The following is a 16,549-nucleotide window of genomic DNA, read 5'->3' as shown; positions in this document are numbered from 1 at the left end:
ATTGTTTCCGGGAAACTTTATTTAGAGTCGGGAAGCTGTTATACTTATGTGAAAATGTTTATCTGGTAAAGGTGAGCTTCCGTGAATTCGAAAAACAAGAACCATATTGCCAAAGAATCTGCAGATAAGTTGCCATTGATTGCAGAAGTTATCAGTCTTTTCGAAAAAATAGGCCAGCGCATGCAAGAAGAGGATGACGAAGAAAGGCACTGGCTTCTTGAACATTGCAAAAATCCGGTTCTTGAAGCGCTGCTGAAAGACATGACTGTAATGGAATTGCATGTTTTGGACGCGATTGGTCAATTGGAGCCGGTAAACGGTATCACCATCTCCAAACAATTTAAGATTCCAAGAGGCAGCGTATCGAAAATAACACGAAGGCTTATCAAAAGAGGACTGGTTCGAACCGAATTTCTTCCGAAAAACAAAAAAGAAATTTTGTTTTGTACCACCCCCCTCGGCAAGGATCTGTTCAAACTTCACCAAGCCTTGCACCGTCAGATTGAAAAAGGGGTCACTCAGTTTCTGCAAAAATACACCTATGATGAGCTTAATGTCATTGTACGGATGCTTAAAGACTCTTTGGAAACATCATGGGTCAATTTTAGTCCTAAATGTTCATTGGAGAATTCAAAACAGGACAAATAAGAACAACCCTCTGTTATAGCCAACCTGGTGACCCCCACTCCTGTCAAAAAGCATGCTTTATGACAAGATGAGGGCACTAAGTGATGTTGATCGGTGCATGACCTTCCTGTTCCCACAGATACTATATTCGTACATGTTCATGCGAGGCTCGTTTTACAGGAGGGAAAAACATGGACCGATTCGGTTTGGTTCTGCAGGGAGGAGGCATGCGCGGAATTTATACATCGGGCGTTCTCGACTGCTTCCTGGAGCATGGGTTGATTGCCCCGTACGTCATCGCCGTTTCCGCGGGAGCTTGCAATGCGCTTGCCTACCTTGCCAGGGAAAAGGGATTGGGAAAATACATGTTTACCGAGCACCTGAGCGACATCCGGTACTATTCGCTGCGGAATCTGTATCACCACGGTTGTTTGCTCGGTATGGATTTTATCTTTCAGGAAATTCCCCGGCGGATTCGCCCCTACTCCTTTCAGGCGCTTGCACAGTCACCGGAAAAGTTGATTGTCGCAGCAACCGATTTTGAAACGGGCGAAAGCATTTACTTTTCCAAGGACGAGCACGATCAAGAGCTGTTTCTCCTTGCCGTTCGCGCCTCGTGCAGCATCCCCCTGTTTTCCGGAACGGTGCATGTACAGGGCGCAAAGTTGCTGGATGGCGGTTTGGCGGACCCGATACCGATCGGCAAGGCGATCGAGGATGGAAACGAGCGGAACATCATCGTGCGAACGGGCGCAGAAGAAGTCATACGGCAGCCGGTCAACCTTGCCTGGGTAACAGAACGTTTGTTTCCCCGGTACAAGCGTCTGATCCGGGTCATTTTCGATCACCATCGGCGCTACAATGATACACTCGCCCGGATTCGCGCCCTTCGCGAGGAACGACGGGCGTTTGTCATAGCGCCGAGCAAACCGTTGAATATCCGGCGCGTGGAGAGGAACCGGAATCGCTTGATGGAGCTGTACAAGCTCGGCTACGAGGATGCGAAGAGGTCATTGCCGCCCCTTTATCGGTGGCTGGAGAAAGTCCGCACATAGCGGGCTTTTTTGTTGCCGCTCCGGCTTCCTGCCGGACGATTCACCATCGCTTTCTGCCCGGTGAAATTTGCGTATTTGGCTGCAAAAACGCGACATTCTGGTCAGCGGTACAAGCAAGGGGAGCATGTCAGCATATACAAGTAGTATGAGACGGAGGAGGTGGGGACCTTGACGCCAAAGCAACCGGATACACAGCAGGAAAATATACAGCGGATTTCTCAGCGGCTGGACAAATTCGAAGAACGGATCGACAAGCTGGAAGTGCAGATGACAGTAGCAACCAAGTGGCTGGAGAGGATCGAGCAGCGACTCGGGAAAATGGAAGAATCTCGTTCAGAGCTTTTGCAGGCGATCACGAAATTGCAGACGGAGCTGGAGCTGAAACGGGGATCGAAAGAGAAAGAAATCATTATGCAAATGCTGGATAACGACAAGAGCGACATGGAAAAGCTGACGCAGCTTATCGAAGGGGACAAAAAGAGAAAACAGGAAAGATTTCTGCGGGTATGGGCCGTCCTGGGACCGGCAATCGCCTCCATTCTCTCGTCTTTTCTTACCAAGTTCTTTTTGTAATCCTTGCTCGTTTGCATTGTGGAAAGCTTGTGGAAAAATATTTCCATCTTTCTTCCGCACTCTAAGTCTATTATAATGACACAAGGGATGAGAGAAGAAAGAGAGGACCAATGATGAAGAAGTTCGATTTATCCATGCTTTCGATAGCTATTCTCGTACTGGCTCTGGCGATCGTCGGAGTAGCGCTGAAGCCGCCGGAAGACCCGGTCATTGCAACTGTTGGCAAATCGCAAATTACGCAAGGGCAGATTTATGGGCAAATGAAAGAACTCTATGGAAAAAAGGTGCTGAGTCTTTTAGTTAGCCGCAACCTTGTGGTGGAAGAAGCGAAAGCGCTTGGTGTGTCTGTTCCGGAGGAGGAAGTCAATCAGCACATCAAGAATGTCAGGGAGCAGGTCGGCTCCGAGGAAGTTTTTCAACAAATGCTGAAAAGCCAAGGCTACACAGAGGAAAGCTTCCGCTCAACCCTGCGTACGTTGATGTTAAGAGACAAGGTGTTCGAAAAGTACTACCCGGTAACGGATCAGGAAGTTCAAGATTTTTACAACAAGTATAAGAATAAGTTCGAAAGTCAGGGTCTGGACTTGGAGCAGGCGCGGACTGAGATTGTAGATGAACTGACTGCGGCCAAGCGCGATGAGTATCTGGATAAATGGCTGGACGATTTGGAGAAGAAGTTTGGCGTGCAGTATCTCGATCAGTCGCTTTCTTTGAAAAAGAAAGAGCCGAAAGCGGAGGAGCAAAAACCGGAAGAGTCGAAAAAAGAAGAACCGAAGACGGAAGCTCCAAAAACGGAAGCTCCAAAAACGGAAACCCCGAAAAGCAAATAACCTGTTTGGGAATGGTAAACCTGTGCCAAGTGCAATTGGCGCAGGTTTTTTGGTTGACTTTTTTTTCTAGTGCCCGTACCATAAAGCAATTCAAGCAACAACTACGACCTATGCAACATCTTTGTTCGAAAATGTTGTCGGGCTTATGCGGAGGGAAGAAGAGACAGATGAAACCTGTAACGAATAAGCGAAATGTTACGATTGCGGTAATGATCGCGACCTTTTTAGCCGCTATTGAAGGGACGATCGTCAGCACGGCGATGCCGACCATTGTCAGCGACCTTGGCGGCTTTCACCTGATCAGCTGGGTCGTTTCGATCTACTTGCTCACCTCGGCGGTAACGACGCCGATCTACGGCAAGCTTGCCGACTTGTTTGGACGCAAGCCTGTGTTCAACATCGGGGCGGTCCTGTTTTTGCTCGGATCAGCGCTGTCCGGCCTGTCCCAGACGATGGAGCAGCTCATCTGGTTCCGGGCTTTCCAGGGATTGGGTGCGGGCGCCATTATTACGATTACGTACACGATTGTCGGCGACATCTATCCTTTTGAAGAACGGGGAAAAGTGCAAGGGTGGATGAGCGGCATCTGGGGAATATCCGGTATTTTGGGTCCGTTGACCGGAGGCCTTTTGGTCGATTACGTTTCCTGGCACTGGATTTTCTATATGAATATCCCGTTTGGCATCGTCTCGATCGCTCTCATCTGGCTGTACCTGCATGAAAATATCGAGAAGGTCCGCAAGCACATCGACTACGCTGGAGCAGCTGTGTTTACGATCAGCGTTTCCGCGCTGCTGTACGCCCTGTTGAGCGGTGGCACCGAGCATCCCTGGAGTTCGCCGCTGATCATCGGTTTGCTTCTGTTTGCCGGTGTGGGTCTCCTGCTGTTTGTTTATCTGGAAAAAAGATCGCCGGAGCCGATGCTTCCCTTGCAGCTGTTTGCCATTCGGAAGATGAGCATCGTGAACTTCGCCGGATTTCTTCTGGCGGCAGTGCTGGTGGCCGTCTCGTTTTACCTCCCGTTGTGGATTCAGGGGGTTTACGGATTGGGGGCGACAGGCTCCGGCCTGACCCTGATTCCGATGTCCGTTGGCTGGCCGATCGGTGCCGCGTTGAGCGGGCGTCTGCTGGCCAAGATCGGGATTCGGCCGACGTCGCTGTTTGGAGTATGCGTCTTGATCGCTGCTACCGTTTGGCTGTCCTTGATTCAACCGACGACGCCCCATGTCATGCTGTACGGGATTACATTCCTGTTCGGCCTCGGCTTTGGCTTCGCCTTTACTTCCTTTACCGGCGCTGTGCTGAGTGTGTCCTGGAATTTGCGCGGGGTTGCCGTCTCAACGAACTCCTTCATCCGCACGTTGGGACAAACGCTCGGAATTGCGATGTTTGGGACCTTGCTAAACACTTATGTACAGCAAGCGCCCGGTGCGGAAAACATTGATGTCAACAAGATTTTGAATCCGCATGAGGCAAGCCGGCTGCCGCAGGACCTGTTGGAGACAGTGAGAGAGCTGGTTGCGGGGGGACTTCACCAAATTTTCGTCATTTTGCTCGCTTTGGCAGCGATCAGTCTGATCGTAACTCTGGCTTATCCGAGAGAAAAGGAACAGGAAGCCGCTTAGGAAGAATGGTGACGGCCATACAGCGAGCGGGGAAAGCCGCAGACATAACGAAGAGGAAGAAGCCGGCTGTTGCTTGGAGTAAGTGATTTCGTAAACGGGCATACTGTGGAAACCTGAAAAAGGAGGAAGCATGCCTGTGTACGGATTGCTTGTCAAGCTGATTGCCGCTCCGCTCGTGGTCGTCCTGGCCGATGCGCTGTTTCCCGAGGTAGACTACGCCTCTCTCTACCAGTCTGTCGGCGTAGGCCTGGTGCTTGCCGCAGCCGGACATTTGCTGGAGCTGATGCTGCTGCGCCGAGGGACGCTGTGGATGAGTACGGCAGCCGATATGGTGCTGGCGTTCCTGGTCGTTTGGCTGAGCAGCACCCTTTTCCCGGGAGCAAGAATCACACCGATCGGCGCGGGATTTACTGCAATCCTGTTCGGTGTGGCTGAATACGTCCAGCATGTCTCGCTGATCAAAAGCGGTCGAACGGAAAAGGGCTAGAGCACGTCTCAAAGAGATGTGTTCTATTTTTTGCGCATTTTGACAGGGAAGCGATCGAGATATATGCTACAAGTAAGAATCTTCAGAGAGTGGAACGGGAAAGAGGGAATCATACAGTGAAAGCTATTGTTCTCGGTATTGTCGCTTCGTTTTTCTTCGCTTTTACATTTGTATTGAACAGAGCGATGGAGCTTGAGGGAGGCAGCTGGATATGGAGTGCTTCCCTGCGCTATATATTTATGGTGCCGTTTTTGCTGCTGATCGTCGCCTTTCGGGGCAGCCTGGGACCGCTGTGGCAGGAGATGCGGGCCCACCCGTGGCAGTGGCTGCTCTGGAGTTTTGTCGGATTTGGCTTGTTTTATGCTCCGCTCAGCTTTGCCGCGGCATCCGGCCCCGGCTGGCTGATCGCCGGAACCTGGCAAATCACGATTATTGCCGGGTCGCTGCTCGTTCCCCTTTTCGGCCACAAAATTCCGTACAGGGGGCTCGCCATGTCTGTCCTGATTTTGGCGGGAGTAGCCATTATGCAGCTGCATGAAGCGAGGCAGCTAGGGGCGTCTGAAGTTATGTACGGCATCCTACCGGTCGTGATCGCGGCGTTTGCCTATCCGCTCGGCAACCGGAAAATGATGGACTTGACCTGTGGGCGGATCGACGCCTACCAGCGCGTGCTCGGAATGACGCTCGCCAGTTTGCCGTTTTGGCTGGCGCTTGCAGGTTTTGGCATGGCAACGGCGGGAATGCCGAGCGCAAGCCAGATGGCGCAGTCGCTCTTGGTCGCGGTCACCTCGGGCATCATTGCGACAGTGTTGTTCTTTCAGGCTACGGATCTGGCCAAGGGCAACCCTGTTCAGCTGGCCGCGGTAGAAGCGACCCAGTCTGCCGAGGTGGTCTTCGCCGTCTTTTTGGAAATCGCGATTCTCTCGTCTCCGCTGCCTTCGCTGTGGTCCGCTACAGGGATGCTCATCGTCATGGCGGGAATGGTCCTGCACAGCTATGTCTCTCATCTCCAAAAGGAGTCATCCGCTCCGGCGGAGTCGCCCTCAGCCGCCTCATGATCGGGGCGGCCGCATGCGCCTTGCCGCGATGGCTTCAAACCAGCGCCAGGGAAGCCACTGCTTGGCGAGGATAGAGAGCCGGACGCCGCTTCCGACAGGGTAGCGAAAGGAAGGCCGCGGGGCAAGAGCGGCCCGGATGATCACGTCTACCACTTCATCCGGTGCGGGGGCACGCTCAGCGATTTTGGCAACCATTTCTGTCAGGGACTCCATCTGCCTGCTGTAGGGAGAAGAGGGGCGAAAGGGAGCATTTCCGAGTCCTTTTTCCCAGATCCCTGTCTTGTACGAGCCCGGCTCGACCAGCACGACATGGACGCCATGCGGGAGCAGCTCCAGACGAAGCGACTCGCTGAAGCCCTCCACCGCATGCTTGGAGGCGGCATAAGCAGCCAGACCCGGAAAGCCAATCCTCCCGCTGATGCTGCTTATATTGATGATGGTGCCGGATTGGCGCTCTCGCATATGGGGCAAAACGGCCTGTGTCACGCATACCAGGCCGAACAGATTGACTTCAAATTGTTCCCGCCACGCGGAAAGCCCGATTTCTTCGGCAAAGCCGCCGCAGGCGAAGCCCGCATTGTTCACGAGCAAATCGATTTGTCCATGACGCGCAAGCACGCCAGAGACTGCCGCCGCCACCTCCTCTGGCCGCGTCACGTCCATTTGCACGACCTCCAGACAGTCGGTTGCATGATTCAATTCGGCCAGCTTGTCAAGCTCTCCCCGCCTGGAGGTGTCCCGCATGGTGGCGATAACGAAGAAGCCCGCTTTGGCGAGAGCGACAGAGGTGTGCAGCCCAAAGCCGCTGGAACTTCCTGTCAGGAAAGCGATTCGTTTGGATGTTTTTATAGCCAAATCTATCACATTTCTCCCTTCTAATTACTAAATTCCCGTTCACTGGAAGTAAACTTTACGAAAATGTTCATAAATTTGTTAACAGAATTATAACAAATGTATTCCGATATTCAGATAAATTTATGTATACTGAAAGAGTTAATCGCAAAGGTAGTATTTTACTGCGGCCCTTACTCCTTCTTTACATGTCTTTAAACCGGTGTTGCTATTCCTTTTCGCTATTGGTTATCATAGTGGAGGAAAGTAGCAGCTCCGACTATTTATTGGCAGCGGAGGAGTACGAAATATACGCTCCCGCCGTACATACGAAAGGGCGTAATCAACACGAAAGAAAGAGGGGTTCATTGGTATGAAGAGTTGGCAACAATCATGGCGTCAGCTTTTCCTGTTTGGGTTGCTGGCGCTGACGCTTTCCGGTTGCGGCATGAAAGAGCTCTCCGCACTTCAGCCGCAGGGGCCAGTTGCAGCCATGCAATTCGACTTGATGAAGCTGTCGGCTTCCATCATGATCGGGGTCTTTATCGTTGTTATGCTGATCCTCACCTACGTACTTATTCGTTACCGCAAGCGTCCGGGACAGGAAGGCATTCCCAAACAGGTGGAAGGCAGCCATACCCTGGAGATCATTTGGACGGTCATTCCGTTCCTGCTGCTCATCGTGATGGCAGTACCAACTGTTACTACAGGATTTACTCTTGGCAAAGAATACAACAAAGATGAAGCGCTTCAAGTGCGGGTAACCGCTCACCAGTTCTGGTGGGAATTCGAGTATCCGGACCTCGGCGTCGCTACAGCGCAGGATCTCGTTTTGCCTGTCAATCAAAAAATTCAGTTCACCTTGACATCTGCTGACGTTATGCACGCATTCTGGATTCCTGCACTCGGCGGAAAGATCGACACCAACCCGGGACTGGACAACAAAATGTGGCTGCAAGCTGACAGAACCGGTGTCTTCTACGGAAAATGCGCCGAGCTCTGTGGAGCGTCCCACGCATTGATGGACTTCAAGGTTGACGTACTGGAGCAGGACGAATTTGCTGCCTGGGCAGAAAAAATGAAGGGCGTGCAATCTGCAGAACCTGCAGCGCCAGCTACTGCAAACGCTGTCCAAGGACAACAAATCTTCGAAAAGAGCTGCTTGGGCTGTCACGCTGTCGCAGGCAAAGGCGGAAAAATGGGGCCGAACCTGACAAACTTCGCCGATCGCCAACGCGTAGCCGGTATCATGCCTAACGATGCTGAACACTTGGCCAAATGGCTGAGAGATCCGCAAAAAGAAAAGCCGGGCAACAACATGCCAAATCTAAACCTGAGCGAAGATCAAATCAATTCGCTGGTTGAGTACATGTCTACGCTCAAAGTACAGGAAATAAAAAGATAAAGATAACGAATGGAATCGTCATGAGGCAGTGACGCTAAAAAGGAGGTAAAACCGTGTCTGCACATGCTTCTCATGCACCCAAGCGGTCGGGAATCGCTGATTGGCTCACAACCGTGGACCATAAGAAAATCGGCATTCTGTATCTGATCGCCGGTGGGATCTTCTTCTTGGCCGGCGGTCTTGAAGCCCTGCTGATTCGCTTGCAATTAATGTATCCAGAGCTCCAAGTGATCGGCGCGAAGACGTTTAACGAACTGATCACGATGCACGGAACCACAATGATCTTCCTGGCAGCGATGCCGGTGATCTTTGCACTGATGAACGCGATCGTTCCGCTTCAGATCGGTGCGCGGGACGTTGCGTTCCCGTTTGTCAACGCGCTCGGTTTCTGGCTCTTCTTCTTCGGGGGCGTACTGATCAACACAAGCTGGTTCCTCGGCGGCGCGCCGGATGCCGGCTGGACATCCTATGCTACTCTCGCCTTGAATCAATACAGCGGATTCGGGATCGACTTCTACGTGCTCGGTCTGCAGATCGCAGGTCTGGGTACGCTGATCGGTGGTATCAACTTCCTGGTTACCATCATCAACATGCGCGCACCGGGCATGACCTTCATGCGCATGCCGCTGTTCACCTGGGCGTCCTTCGTGACATCCGGATTGATCCTGTTCGCTTTTCCGGCGATTACTGTCGGTCTCGTGCTTTTGATGTTCGACCGCCTGTTCGGGGCAGCGTTCTTCAACCCTGACGCCGGTGGTAACGTTGTCATCTGGCAACATCTGTTCTGGATCTTCGGTCACCCCGAAGTGTACATTCTGATTTTGCCTGCCTTCGGTATCATTTCCGAGGTAGTGAGTACCTTCTCCAAAAAGCGCCTGTTTGGTTACAGCTCCATGGTATTTGCGACTGCGCTGATTGGATTTTTGGGCTTCATGGTGTGGGCTCACCACATGTTTACAACGGGTATGGGTCCTATCGCCAACACCCTGTTCGGTCTGGCCACGATGCTGATTGCCGTTCCGACTGGTATTAAAATCTTCAACTGGCTCTTGACGATGTGGGGCGGCCAAATCCGCTTCCCTACCGCAAACCTGTTTGCCGTTGGCTTTATCCCGACCTTTACGATCGGTGGTATGACAGGGGTTATGCTGGCGGTACCGCCTGCTGACTACCAGTACCATGACAGCTACTTCGTAGTTGCTCACTTCCATTACGTAATCGTTGGCGGTCTCGTATTCGGTCTGTTCGCCGGTCTTTACTACTGGTGGCCGAAAATGTTCGGGAAAATGCTGAATGAAACAATCGGGAAATGGAACTTCTGGACCTTCTTTATCGGGTTCCACCTGACCTTCTTCCCGCAGCACTTCCTCGGACTGATGGGTATGCCTCGCCGCGTGTTTACGTACCTGGCTGGCCAAGGTCTGGAGCTTGGCAACTTTATCAGTACGATCGGGGTCTTCGGAATGACGATCGGTACGATTCTCTTCCTTGTCAATGCATACGTAGCAGCGAAAAGCTCCAAGCGTGCGCCTGCGGATCCGTGGGATGGCCGCACGCTGGAATGGTCGATTCCTTCTCCGCCGCCGGAGTACAACTTTGCGCAAACTCCGCTTGTTCGCGGTCTGGACGCCCTGTGGGTAGAAAAAATGGCCGGCAACAAAGGCATGACCTATGCGGAACCGCTTGGTTCGATTCATATGCCGAACGGCTCCTTCCTGCCGTTCATCATGTCTCTGGGTCTGTTCATCGCAGGCTACGGTTTCATGTACCACAATTACGTTGTAGTCGGAATCGGTATGGTCATTACGTTTGGATGCATGCTGATGCGTTCCTTGAAAGACGATCCTGGCTACCATATCGAGCCGGATGAAATCGATGAAAAGGGGGTTAAGGCGTAATGGCGACCCATCACGTAAATGCGGTTCTGCCTGATGAACCGGAAAAAGCCACCCTTGAAGGCAAGAACAAGATTCTCGGCTTCTGGCTCTTCCTTGGTGGAGAGACCGTCCTGTTCGGTTCGCTGTTTGCGACGTTTATCGCGCTGCGCGACCAGACGAATGGCGGGCCAACCTCCCAGCAGCTGTTTGAGATGCCGCTTGTAGCGCTTGCTACCTTGCTCCTTTTGACCAGTTCGCTTACCAGCGTGTTTGCGGTTCTGGCTTTGCACAAGAAAGACCTGAAAAAAATGCAAGCCTGGATGACTGTTACGGTTATCCTCGGCCTTGGCTTCCTGGCTTTGGAGATTTACGAGTTCATGCACTACATCCACATGGGGCATAAAATGACTTCAGGTGCATTTGGATCTGCCTTCTACACGCTGGTCGGATTCCACGGAGCCCACGTGGCGTTCGGGATTCTCTGGATCTTGACGGTTCAGCTGCAGACCGTGAAAAAAGGTCTGACTGTCGTAACAGCTCCGAAGTTCTACGTTGCCAGCCTGTACTGGCACTTCATTGACGTCGTGTGGGTATTCATCTTTACCGTGGTATATCTCATGGGTATGATCGGTGGAAAGGTGGGATAAGACGATGGGAGCACATGTACATGATGAACCACGCAAGCCCAAGGTAAAGCACGATGGTGCGAAAAAGCATGTCATTGCGTTTATTGCATCTCTCGTCTTAACCGCACTGGCATTTGCCGCTGTAGCTTTTGAAGTGATTCCGGCCGGATTTACGGTTCCGTTTATCGTCGGTCTCGCGTTTGTTCAGGCGCTGTTCCAGTTGTTCTTCTGGATGCACATGGACCAAAAGGGACACGAGTTTGCACGAATCTCGATTTTCGCTGGATTGACCTTTATCTTGATCGCGATTATCGTGTTCGTATTCTGGGTTTGGTGGTAAAAAAGGAAGAGGCAGACGATTTTTCGTCTGCTTCTTTTTTGTTAAAAGCGGTTGGAAAGAGGCAGTGGGGTGAGAAGCATATTTCCAGTCTGCGCTCCGGTCTTCGTCCTGCGGGGAAGTGGGGATTGTCCGCTCCGCAATGATTCGCGGGGGAGCGTAAAAGTGGCAGCCGCTTCGAAGGTTATTCAGGGTTACGCTCCTTTTTCCCGCGAATCATTGCGGAGCTGAGCGGGACTTCGCTAGTCGCTCCGACTGGAAATATGCTTCTCTGTTGCAGCGGCTGCTTTCTTTTGGGCATCCCCCCGCCCGCATATTCGTTTGTCAACATATTGTTCATTTTTAGGAGAGGAAGTCGGGCTGAATTAACGGTATAATGAAGATTGTATGGAGGGCACCCTTTCTAATATGAAAGGAGGATTGAAACATCCGATGCATGATCATCACCAGCATGGAACCCCCGTTGATGGCGGGATTGGTTCGTTTTCCGATATGTGGAGCCCGACTGTCATTTTGATTGCCATTTTGCTGACGATCCTCTACTTTGCGCTTACAGGGCCGCTGCGTCACCGTTTTGCGGATTCGAGTCCGGCGACAGGGAGACAGAAGGTGCTGTTTGTTTTGGCAATGCTGTTTTTTTATGCGGGTGCGGGGAGTCCGATTAACTACATTGGACACCATTACCTGTTCAGCATGCATATGCTTCAGATGTCCCTCTTGTTCTTTGTACTGCCTCCGCTGCTGATGGTAGGAATTCCGGGGTGGCTGTGGACGGTGATTTTCAGCAACAAGAGAGTGTACGCGCTACTGCGTTTCTTCACAAAACCGATCGTGGCGGCTGTCGTTTTCAACGCCCTGCTGTCCTTCTATCACGTTCCGTTCATTCTCGATACGGCTTCGCTCAATCACGATGCGATGAACGCCTTCCACGCTTTCCTGTTCTGCGCGGCTTTCTGTATGTGGTGGCCGATCGTAAATCCGCTGCCGGGCCAACCGGAGCAGCTTGCCGGCTTGAAAAAGATGGCGTATTTGTTTGCAAACGGGATTTTGATCACACCGGCCTGCGCGCTGATCATCTTTGCCGGAGAGCCGATTTACCAGCATTACATGAATGCGCCCCAGTTGTTTGAAGGGTATACGGCATTCATTGACCAGCGGACTGGCGGAATCATCATGAAATTGATTCAGGAAATGGTTTACAGCTCTATTTTGGCCTATATTTTTTACAAATGGCGCACGGACGAGAAGCAGGATGACTTGCCGATGGACCAGCAGCCTGCAAGCCCACATATCGGTGTGCTGAAGCCTGCGACCGATCAGGGCCAGGCGTAGTTTGATAGAAAGAGAAAGTTGCGATACGAGGTGTAGATATGCACATATTACTGCCTACGATAAGTACGTCCTTCATTGCCATAAGCGGGATTCTCGTAGCTTTTGGCTGGTATTTCATTCGCAGCCGTCAGATGGAAAGGCACATCAAGACGATGAAGTGGGCGGCGATTTGTGCGACGATCTTCTTTATTACGTATGTATCCCGTACCGCGCTGGTGGGGAATACTTTGTTCGGCGGTCCGGAAAGCGTTCGGGTTTTCTATCAGATTTTCCTTATCTTCCATATCATTTTGGCAACGATAGGGGGAGTGATGGGACTGGTGACGCTCTATTACGCATATAAAAGAAGGTACGACAAGCATAAGAAAATCGGCCCGTGGACGTCTGTTATCTGGTTTGCTTCGGCGATCACCGGCGTAACTGTCTACACGCTTCTCTATTTGATCTATCCGGGCGGCGAGACGACAGGAGTTCTGGATGTTATTTTCGGCTGGTAGTCGAAAAGCCGCCGCGATCTTGCAGTTCCAAGATTTTTTGGTGCGTTGAAGTCTTTCAAAGCTTTGGGAATAGATCACGTGTTCAAGCTGCCACTTCCTTGTGAAGTGGTGGTCTGATGTGTAAGGGATTTTTAGCAGACAGGAGGTACAAACGTGGACCAGCAAGTGACGATGCGGGAATCGATCGACACCGATACGGCGGCTCAGCCCCAACCGGCTAGAAGGGCCACCTTTCAAGATTACGTGCAGTTGACAAAGCCGGGAATCACGATGTCCAACCTGATGACAGCATTTGCGGGTCTGTGGCTTGCATCGTATGGGTACCCGAACTGGGTACTGGCGATCTGGACGATGGTCGGGACGGCACTGGTGATCATGTCCGGGGCTACCCTCAATAACTACTACGATCGCGATCTGGACAAAAAGATGAAGCGTACCCAAGACAGGGCGATCGCTTCCGGCCGCATCTCTCCGCTGAAGGCTTTATTGCTCGGCATTGGCCTATTGCTTCTTGGACTTGTTGTTCTCGCTTATTTCGTCAATCCATTGGCTGCGGTTTGGGCATTGATCGGCCATATTTTCTACGTGCTCGTTTATACGCCGCTCAAGCGGGTAACCACGCTGAATACGGTGATCGGCGGCATTTCCGGCGCTGTTCCGCCAGTGATCGGCTGGGTGGCGGTGACCAACAATATGGACCCGGCTGCATGGCTCCTGTTTTTGATCCTGTTCCTGTGGCAGCCGCCGCACTTTCTGGCGTTGGCCATGCTGAAAACGGAGGAATATCGCGCAGGGGGCATTCCGATGCTGCCCGTCGTCAAAGGATTTGCCGAAACGAAGCGCCAGATGTTTATCTGGGGAGCCGTGCTCTTCCCCGCGTCGCTGCTGCTCTTTTTCTACAGCAGCATCGGGTATTTGTATCTCGGTGTCATGGCTGTCATGGGCCTCGTCTATTTGGTGCTTCTGTTCAAAGGCTTCCATCTTGAAGCCGAAGACGAACTGCCCTGGGCTCGAAAGCTGTTCGGCTATTCGATTCTCTACCTCACTGTTTTTTGCGCAGCGATTGTTGTGAGCACGATGCTGGGCAACTTTTGACACGCAACGATCACAAAATGGAACTGAACATCCCTTGCACGGCAGGGGATGTTTTATTATCGTGATAGTGGGGATACCGAGCGCAGGTTACTTTGTACGATAAAATATGGAGGTTGTTCAAAAAGCTGCAAACCTCTCTTTTTGAACAGTTCTCTCTCGAAGTCAGGTGTAACAATTATGGATAAATGGCTGAAACGGTTTGCCATTGCCTCCACCATGATTACCTTTATGGTCATGATCGGTGGCTCACTGGTGACCAAGACCGATTCGGGTTTGGGCTGTGGCAATGACTGGCCTCTCTGCAACGGAAGATGGGTACCCGAATACACGTTGGAATCGATGATCGAGTATATGCACCGATTCGTCACGGGAATGACCGGTATCATCGTCGGGATTTTCTCCATCCTGGCATGGCGTCGATACCCGCGGAATCGGGAAGTTCGCGGACTTGTGATGTTCAGCATGTTTTTCCTGATTCTGGAGTCCTTTTTGGGGGCATCCGCGGTGATTTGGCCGCAGTCCTCTGCCGTGATGGCCTTGCACTTTGGATTTTCGCTCTTGGCATTTAGCGGGGTTCTGCTCTTGAGCATTTTCGTTCTGCAGCGGGACAAGGTGGAAAAGCTGGTCCGGGGAACGGTGTCCAAGGGCTTCCAATTGGCGATATGGATCGTGACCGTTTACGCATATGGCGTCGTTTATTTGGGAGCGTACGTGCGCCACACCGGATCGAATCTGGGATGCAGCGATTGGCCGCTTTGTCAGGGCAAGCTCATACCCGAGTTGTCCGGGCAGACAGGCATTCATTTCATGCACCGTGTGGCGGCGATCGTGTTGGCGATCGTGTTGGCCACTGTGCTCGTCTATGTTTTGCGTCACTTCAAAGAGACGCGGCGCGATTTGTACGGTGCGGGCATCTTGTCTTTTGTGCTCGTCATCATTCAGGTGCTGAGCGGCGGCTGGGTCGTATTGTCCCGCCTGACGCTGTACTCCACGATCTTCCACTCCGCCGTGATTACATGTCTCTTCGGAACGATGTGCTACATGTGCCTGCAGTCGCTGAAGGCGCCGGAGAAAAGGACAAAAAGATAGCGTAAAGTCGAGCAAGCGCAAAGCCGCCTTCCCGGGATCGCCGGAAAGGCGGCTTTTTTCGTTTGCCCGTTATGCCAGTGAGCAGAAAAGAAGAACCGTATCTCCGTTTATTTCACAGCAGGGGCAGGCTTGAAGCTCCCGTTTTCAAACGGAAAGATGTGAACTTCTGTCTGCACAGAGGAGGAAGAAAGGGGTTTTCTGCTTTCAGGGTCCAGCTCACGCATCGTTTTCCAGTAATACAGCAAAGGAACCGGGCCTGTTTGCACAATTTGATATTGACCAATCGTCTGGAATAACGGGCCTCCGGGTTCAGAGGCCGTTTCAAGCATTGTTCCTTCCCACGCCTCTACAAACTTTCCGTTCTCGATATACCACAGATGGGCGTAGAAGACGCTTGTACCCGTGCCCCCGGATTTGTCAAGCGTTTCAAACAGCCGTTTTCCCCCTACCTCGCCTGTTGCTTCCGGAGGGACGGTAGACCAATTCGGATTGTCAAAACGATTGTAGTCCCAACGCTCCAGGTCCAAATGCGGGACATTCCACCGCTGCTCGGTCAAGAGCGCATAGGTGCCGTTGGGACGGCGGTCGAGTACATAGAATTGGCCTAGTCGCACACTGTCATTTATTTTTGCCACAAGCTCCAGCTCCGGGTCGTCATCCAACTGAATCCAGCGATAGCTGAAGTCCTTCAGTCGATCGTCTGGTATTTTTTTCTTCGCCTCGGCATTGATCCATGCCTGAACCTGCCGGATTTCATCCTTTGCAGTATTGGCCGCTTTTACCGCCGGAGCTTTTTTAGGCGAAGCCTTGGCTGGAATTGCTTTCGCGGGAGCTTTTACCGGAGCAGCTATAGCGGGAGCTTTGGCCGGAACAGCTTCGGCTGGAGCTTCAGTAGGAGCAGCTTTAGCCGGAACTACCCCAGAAGCTGTATAAACCAAAGCTGCTGTGCCGGCTTGACTTTTGCCGGTCGGAGATGACGCAGCATCGGCAGAGACAGAAATCGAACACGCCAGCAAGAGGGCAGGGACAGCGACAAGCAAGTTGGCAGGTTTCACGCGTTTCGTAAACCCCTCTCATCTTTTCTACAGGGAAGGACGGTTCCGGAGCAGAAAAAGTTACATCGAATGGCGATTATTGTGAACTATCCAATGGCGCGGCAAATGCCGGGTTTTCTGTGATACAATGAACGCAAACACATGATCGGG

17 protein-coding genes are annotated in these 16,549 nt (G+C 52.0%); 15 read left to right on the top strand and 2 right to left on the bottom strand.

The features are described from left to right. The first annotated feature begins 81 nt into the window (after nt 1–81). The 7 genes from Q3F21_RS21905 to Q3F21_RS21875 all read left to right on the top strand — a co-directional run bounded on the left by Q3F21_RS21905 (nt 82) and on the right by Q3F21_RS21875 (nt 6,255). Nucleotides 82–648 (top strand): MarR family transcriptional regulator, encoded by a 567-nt coding sequence (locus Q3F21_RS21905; RefSeq protein ID WP_340257838.1) that lies wholly within the window; start codon nt 82–84, stop codon nt 646–648. A gap of 170 nt (nt 649–818) precedes the next feature. Further along, on the top strand, nt 819–1,682 hold the full coding sequence (locus Q3F21_RS21900) for a patatin-like phospholipase family protein (protein WP_340257836.1): 864 nt from the start codon (nt 819–821) through the stop codon (nt 1,680–1,682). A gap of 168 nt (nt 1,683–1,850) precedes the next feature. Then, nucleotides 1,851–2,255 (top strand): hypothetical protein, encoded by a 405-nt coding sequence (locus Q3F21_RS21895; RefSeq protein WP_340257834.1) that lies wholly within the window; start codon nt 1,851–1,853, stop codon nt 2,253–2,255. A gap of 113 nt (nt 2,256–2,368) precedes the next feature. Continuing rightward, a complete protein-coding gene (locus tag Q3F21_RS21890) occupies nt 2,369–3,085 on the top strand; it encodes a SurA N-terminal domain-containing protein (protein ID WP_340257832.1) in 717 nt (238 codons plus the stop codon). Between the two features lie 167 nt (nt 3,086–3,252). Further along, entirely contained in the window at nt 3,253–4,710 is a 1,458-nt protein-coding gene (locus Q3F21_RS21885) for a DHA2 family efflux MFS transporter permease subunit (protein ID WP_340257830.1), read from the top strand. A gap of 136 nt (nt 4,711–4,846) precedes the next feature. Continuing rightward, complete coding sequence (locus Q3F21_RS21880; protein WP_340257828.1) at nt 4,847–5,197, top strand: DUF2512 family protein; 351 nt, start codon at nt 4,847–4,849, stop codon at nt 5,195–5,197. Between the two features lie 116 nt (nt 5,198–5,313). Next, nucleotides 5,314–6,255: a DMT family transporter gene (locus Q3F21_RS21875; RefSeq protein ID WP_340257825.1), complete on the top strand. Its 942-nt coding sequence runs from the start codon at nt 5,314–5,316 to the stop codon at nt 6,253–6,255. Here Q3F21_RS21875 and Q3F21_RS21870 read toward each other — a convergent pair. Further along, on the bottom strand, nt 6,250–7,119 hold the full coding sequence (locus Q3F21_RS21870; RefSeq protein WP_340257823.1) for an SDR family oxidoreductase: 870 nt from the start codon (nt 7,117–7,119) through the stop codon (nt 6,250–6,252). The genes Q3F21_RS21875 and Q3F21_RS21870 overlap by 6 nt on opposite strands. Nucleotides 7,120–7,459: 340 nt before the next feature. Between Q3F21_RS21870 and coxB the strand changes: the two genes are divergently transcribed. From coxB to Q3F21_RS21830, 8 genes are all read left to right on the top strand, one after another. Further along, nucleotides 7,460–8,491 carry a cytochrome c oxidase subunit II gene (gene coxB, locus Q3F21_RS21865; protein ID WP_340257821.1) on the top strand — a complete coding sequence of 344 codons (1,032 nt, stop codon included), beginning with the start codon at nt 7,460–7,462 and terminating at the stop codon, nt 8,489–8,491. 53 nt (nt 8,492–8,544) lie between these two features. After that, nucleotides 8,545–10,389 carry a cytochrome c oxidase subunit I gene (ctaD, locus tag Q3F21_RS21860; protein WP_340257819.1) on the top strand — a complete coding sequence of 615 codons (1,845 nt, stop codon included), beginning with the start codon at nt 8,545–8,547 and terminating at the stop codon, nt 10,387–10,389. After that, nucleotides 10,389–11,015 (top strand): cytochrome c oxidase subunit 3, encoded by a 627-nt coding sequence (locus Q3F21_RS21855; protein WP_340257817.1) that lies wholly within the window; start codon nt 10,389–10,391, stop codon nt 11,013–11,015. Before ctaD ends, Q3F21_RS21855 begins: the two co-directional genes overlap by 1 nt. A gap of 4 nt (nt 11,016–11,019) precedes the next feature. Continuing rightward, nucleotides 11,020–11,334: a cytochrome C oxidase subunit IV family protein gene (locus tag Q3F21_RS21850; protein ID WP_340257815.1), complete on the top strand. Its 315-nt coding sequence runs from the start codon at nt 11,020–11,022 to the stop codon at nt 11,332–11,334. A gap of 429 nt (nt 11,335–11,763) precedes the next feature. Beyond that, nucleotides 11,764–12,663 carry a cytochrome c oxidase assembly protein gene (locus Q3F21_RS21845; protein WP_340257813.1) on the top strand — a complete coding sequence of 300 codons (900 nt, stop codon included), beginning with the start codon at nt 11,764–11,766 and terminating at the stop codon, nt 12,661–12,663. A 38-nt stretch (nt 12,664–12,701) separates the two neighbouring features. Further along, nucleotides 12,702–13,160 carry a DUF420 domain-containing protein gene (locus Q3F21_RS21840; RefSeq protein ID WP_340257811.1) on the top strand — a complete coding sequence of 153 codons (459 nt, stop codon included), beginning with the start codon at nt 12,702–12,704 and terminating at the stop codon, nt 13,158–13,160. Nucleotides 13,161–13,313: 153 nt separating this feature from the next. Then, nucleotides 13,314–14,255, top strand: coding sequence for a heme o synthase (gene cyoE, locus Q3F21_RS21835; RefSeq protein ID WP_340257809.1), 942 nt, complete (start codon nt 13,314–13,316; stop codon nt 14,253–14,255). 177 nt (nt 14,256–14,432) lie between these two features. Continuing rightward, nucleotides 14,433–15,344 carry a COX15/CtaA family protein gene (locus Q3F21_RS21830; RefSeq protein ID WP_340257807.1) on the top strand — a complete coding sequence of 304 codons (912 nt, stop codon included), beginning with the start codon at nt 14,433–14,435 and terminating at the stop codon, nt 15,342–15,344. A gap of 107 nt (nt 15,345–15,451) precedes the next feature. Here the strand turns inward: Q3F21_RS21830 and Q3F21_RS21825 are convergent, their stop codons facing one another. Then, entirely contained in the window at nt 15,452–16,399 is a 948-nt protein-coding gene (locus Q3F21_RS21825; protein ID WP_340257805.1) for a hypothetical protein, read from the bottom strand. Nucleotides 16,400–16,549: the final 150 nt, after the last annotated feature.

It is taken from the genome of Brevibacillus borstelensis (assembly GCF_037834415.1).
Lineage (GTDB): Bacteria > Bacillota > Bacilli > Brevibacillales > Brevibacillaceae > Brevibacillus > Brevibacillus borstelensis_A.
Note: the sequence above shows the minus strand (reverse complement) of the source record. Positions and strands in the feature narration are given on the sequence as shown.

What these genes read in the sequence shown, in the direction of transcription:
- Q3F21_RS21850 (WP_340257815.1), top strand. Translation starts at nt 11,020, where the DNA reads ATGGGAGCACATGTACATGATGAACCACGCAAGCCCAAGGTAAAGCAC.
- coxB (WP_340257821.1), top strand. Translation starts at nt 7,460, where the DNA reads ATGAAGAGTTGGCAACAATCATGGCGTCAGCTTTTCCTGTTTGGGTTG.
- Q3F21_RS21900 (WP_340257836.1), top strand. Translation starts at nt 819, where the DNA reads ATGGACCGATTCGGTTTGGTTCTGCAGGGAGGAGGCATGCGCGGAATT.
- Q3F21_RS21855 (WP_340257817.1), top strand. Translation starts at nt 10,389, where the DNA reads ATGGCGACCCATCACGTAAATGCGGTTCTGCCTGATGAACCGGAAAAA.
- Q3F21_RS21830 (WP_340257807.1), top strand. Translation starts at nt 14,433, where the DNA reads ATGGATAAATGGCTGAAACGGTTTGCCATTGCCTCCACCATGATTACC.
- Q3F21_RS21840 (WP_340257811.1), top strand. Translation starts at nt 12,702, where the DNA reads ATGCACATATTACTGCCTACGATAAGTACGTCCTTCATTGCCATAAGC.
- Q3F21_RS21890 (WP_340257832.1), top strand. Translation starts at nt 2,369, where the DNA reads ATGAAGAAGTTCGATTTATCCATGCTTTCGATAGCTATTCTCGTACTG.
- Q3F21_RS21845 (WP_340257813.1), top strand. Translation starts at nt 11,764, where the DNA reads ATGCATGATCATCACCAGCATGGAACCCCCGTTGATGGCGGGATTGGT.
- Q3F21_RS21885 (WP_340257830.1), top strand. Translation starts at nt 3,253, where the DNA reads ATGAAACCTGTAACGAATAAGCGAAATGTTACGATTGCGGTAATGATC.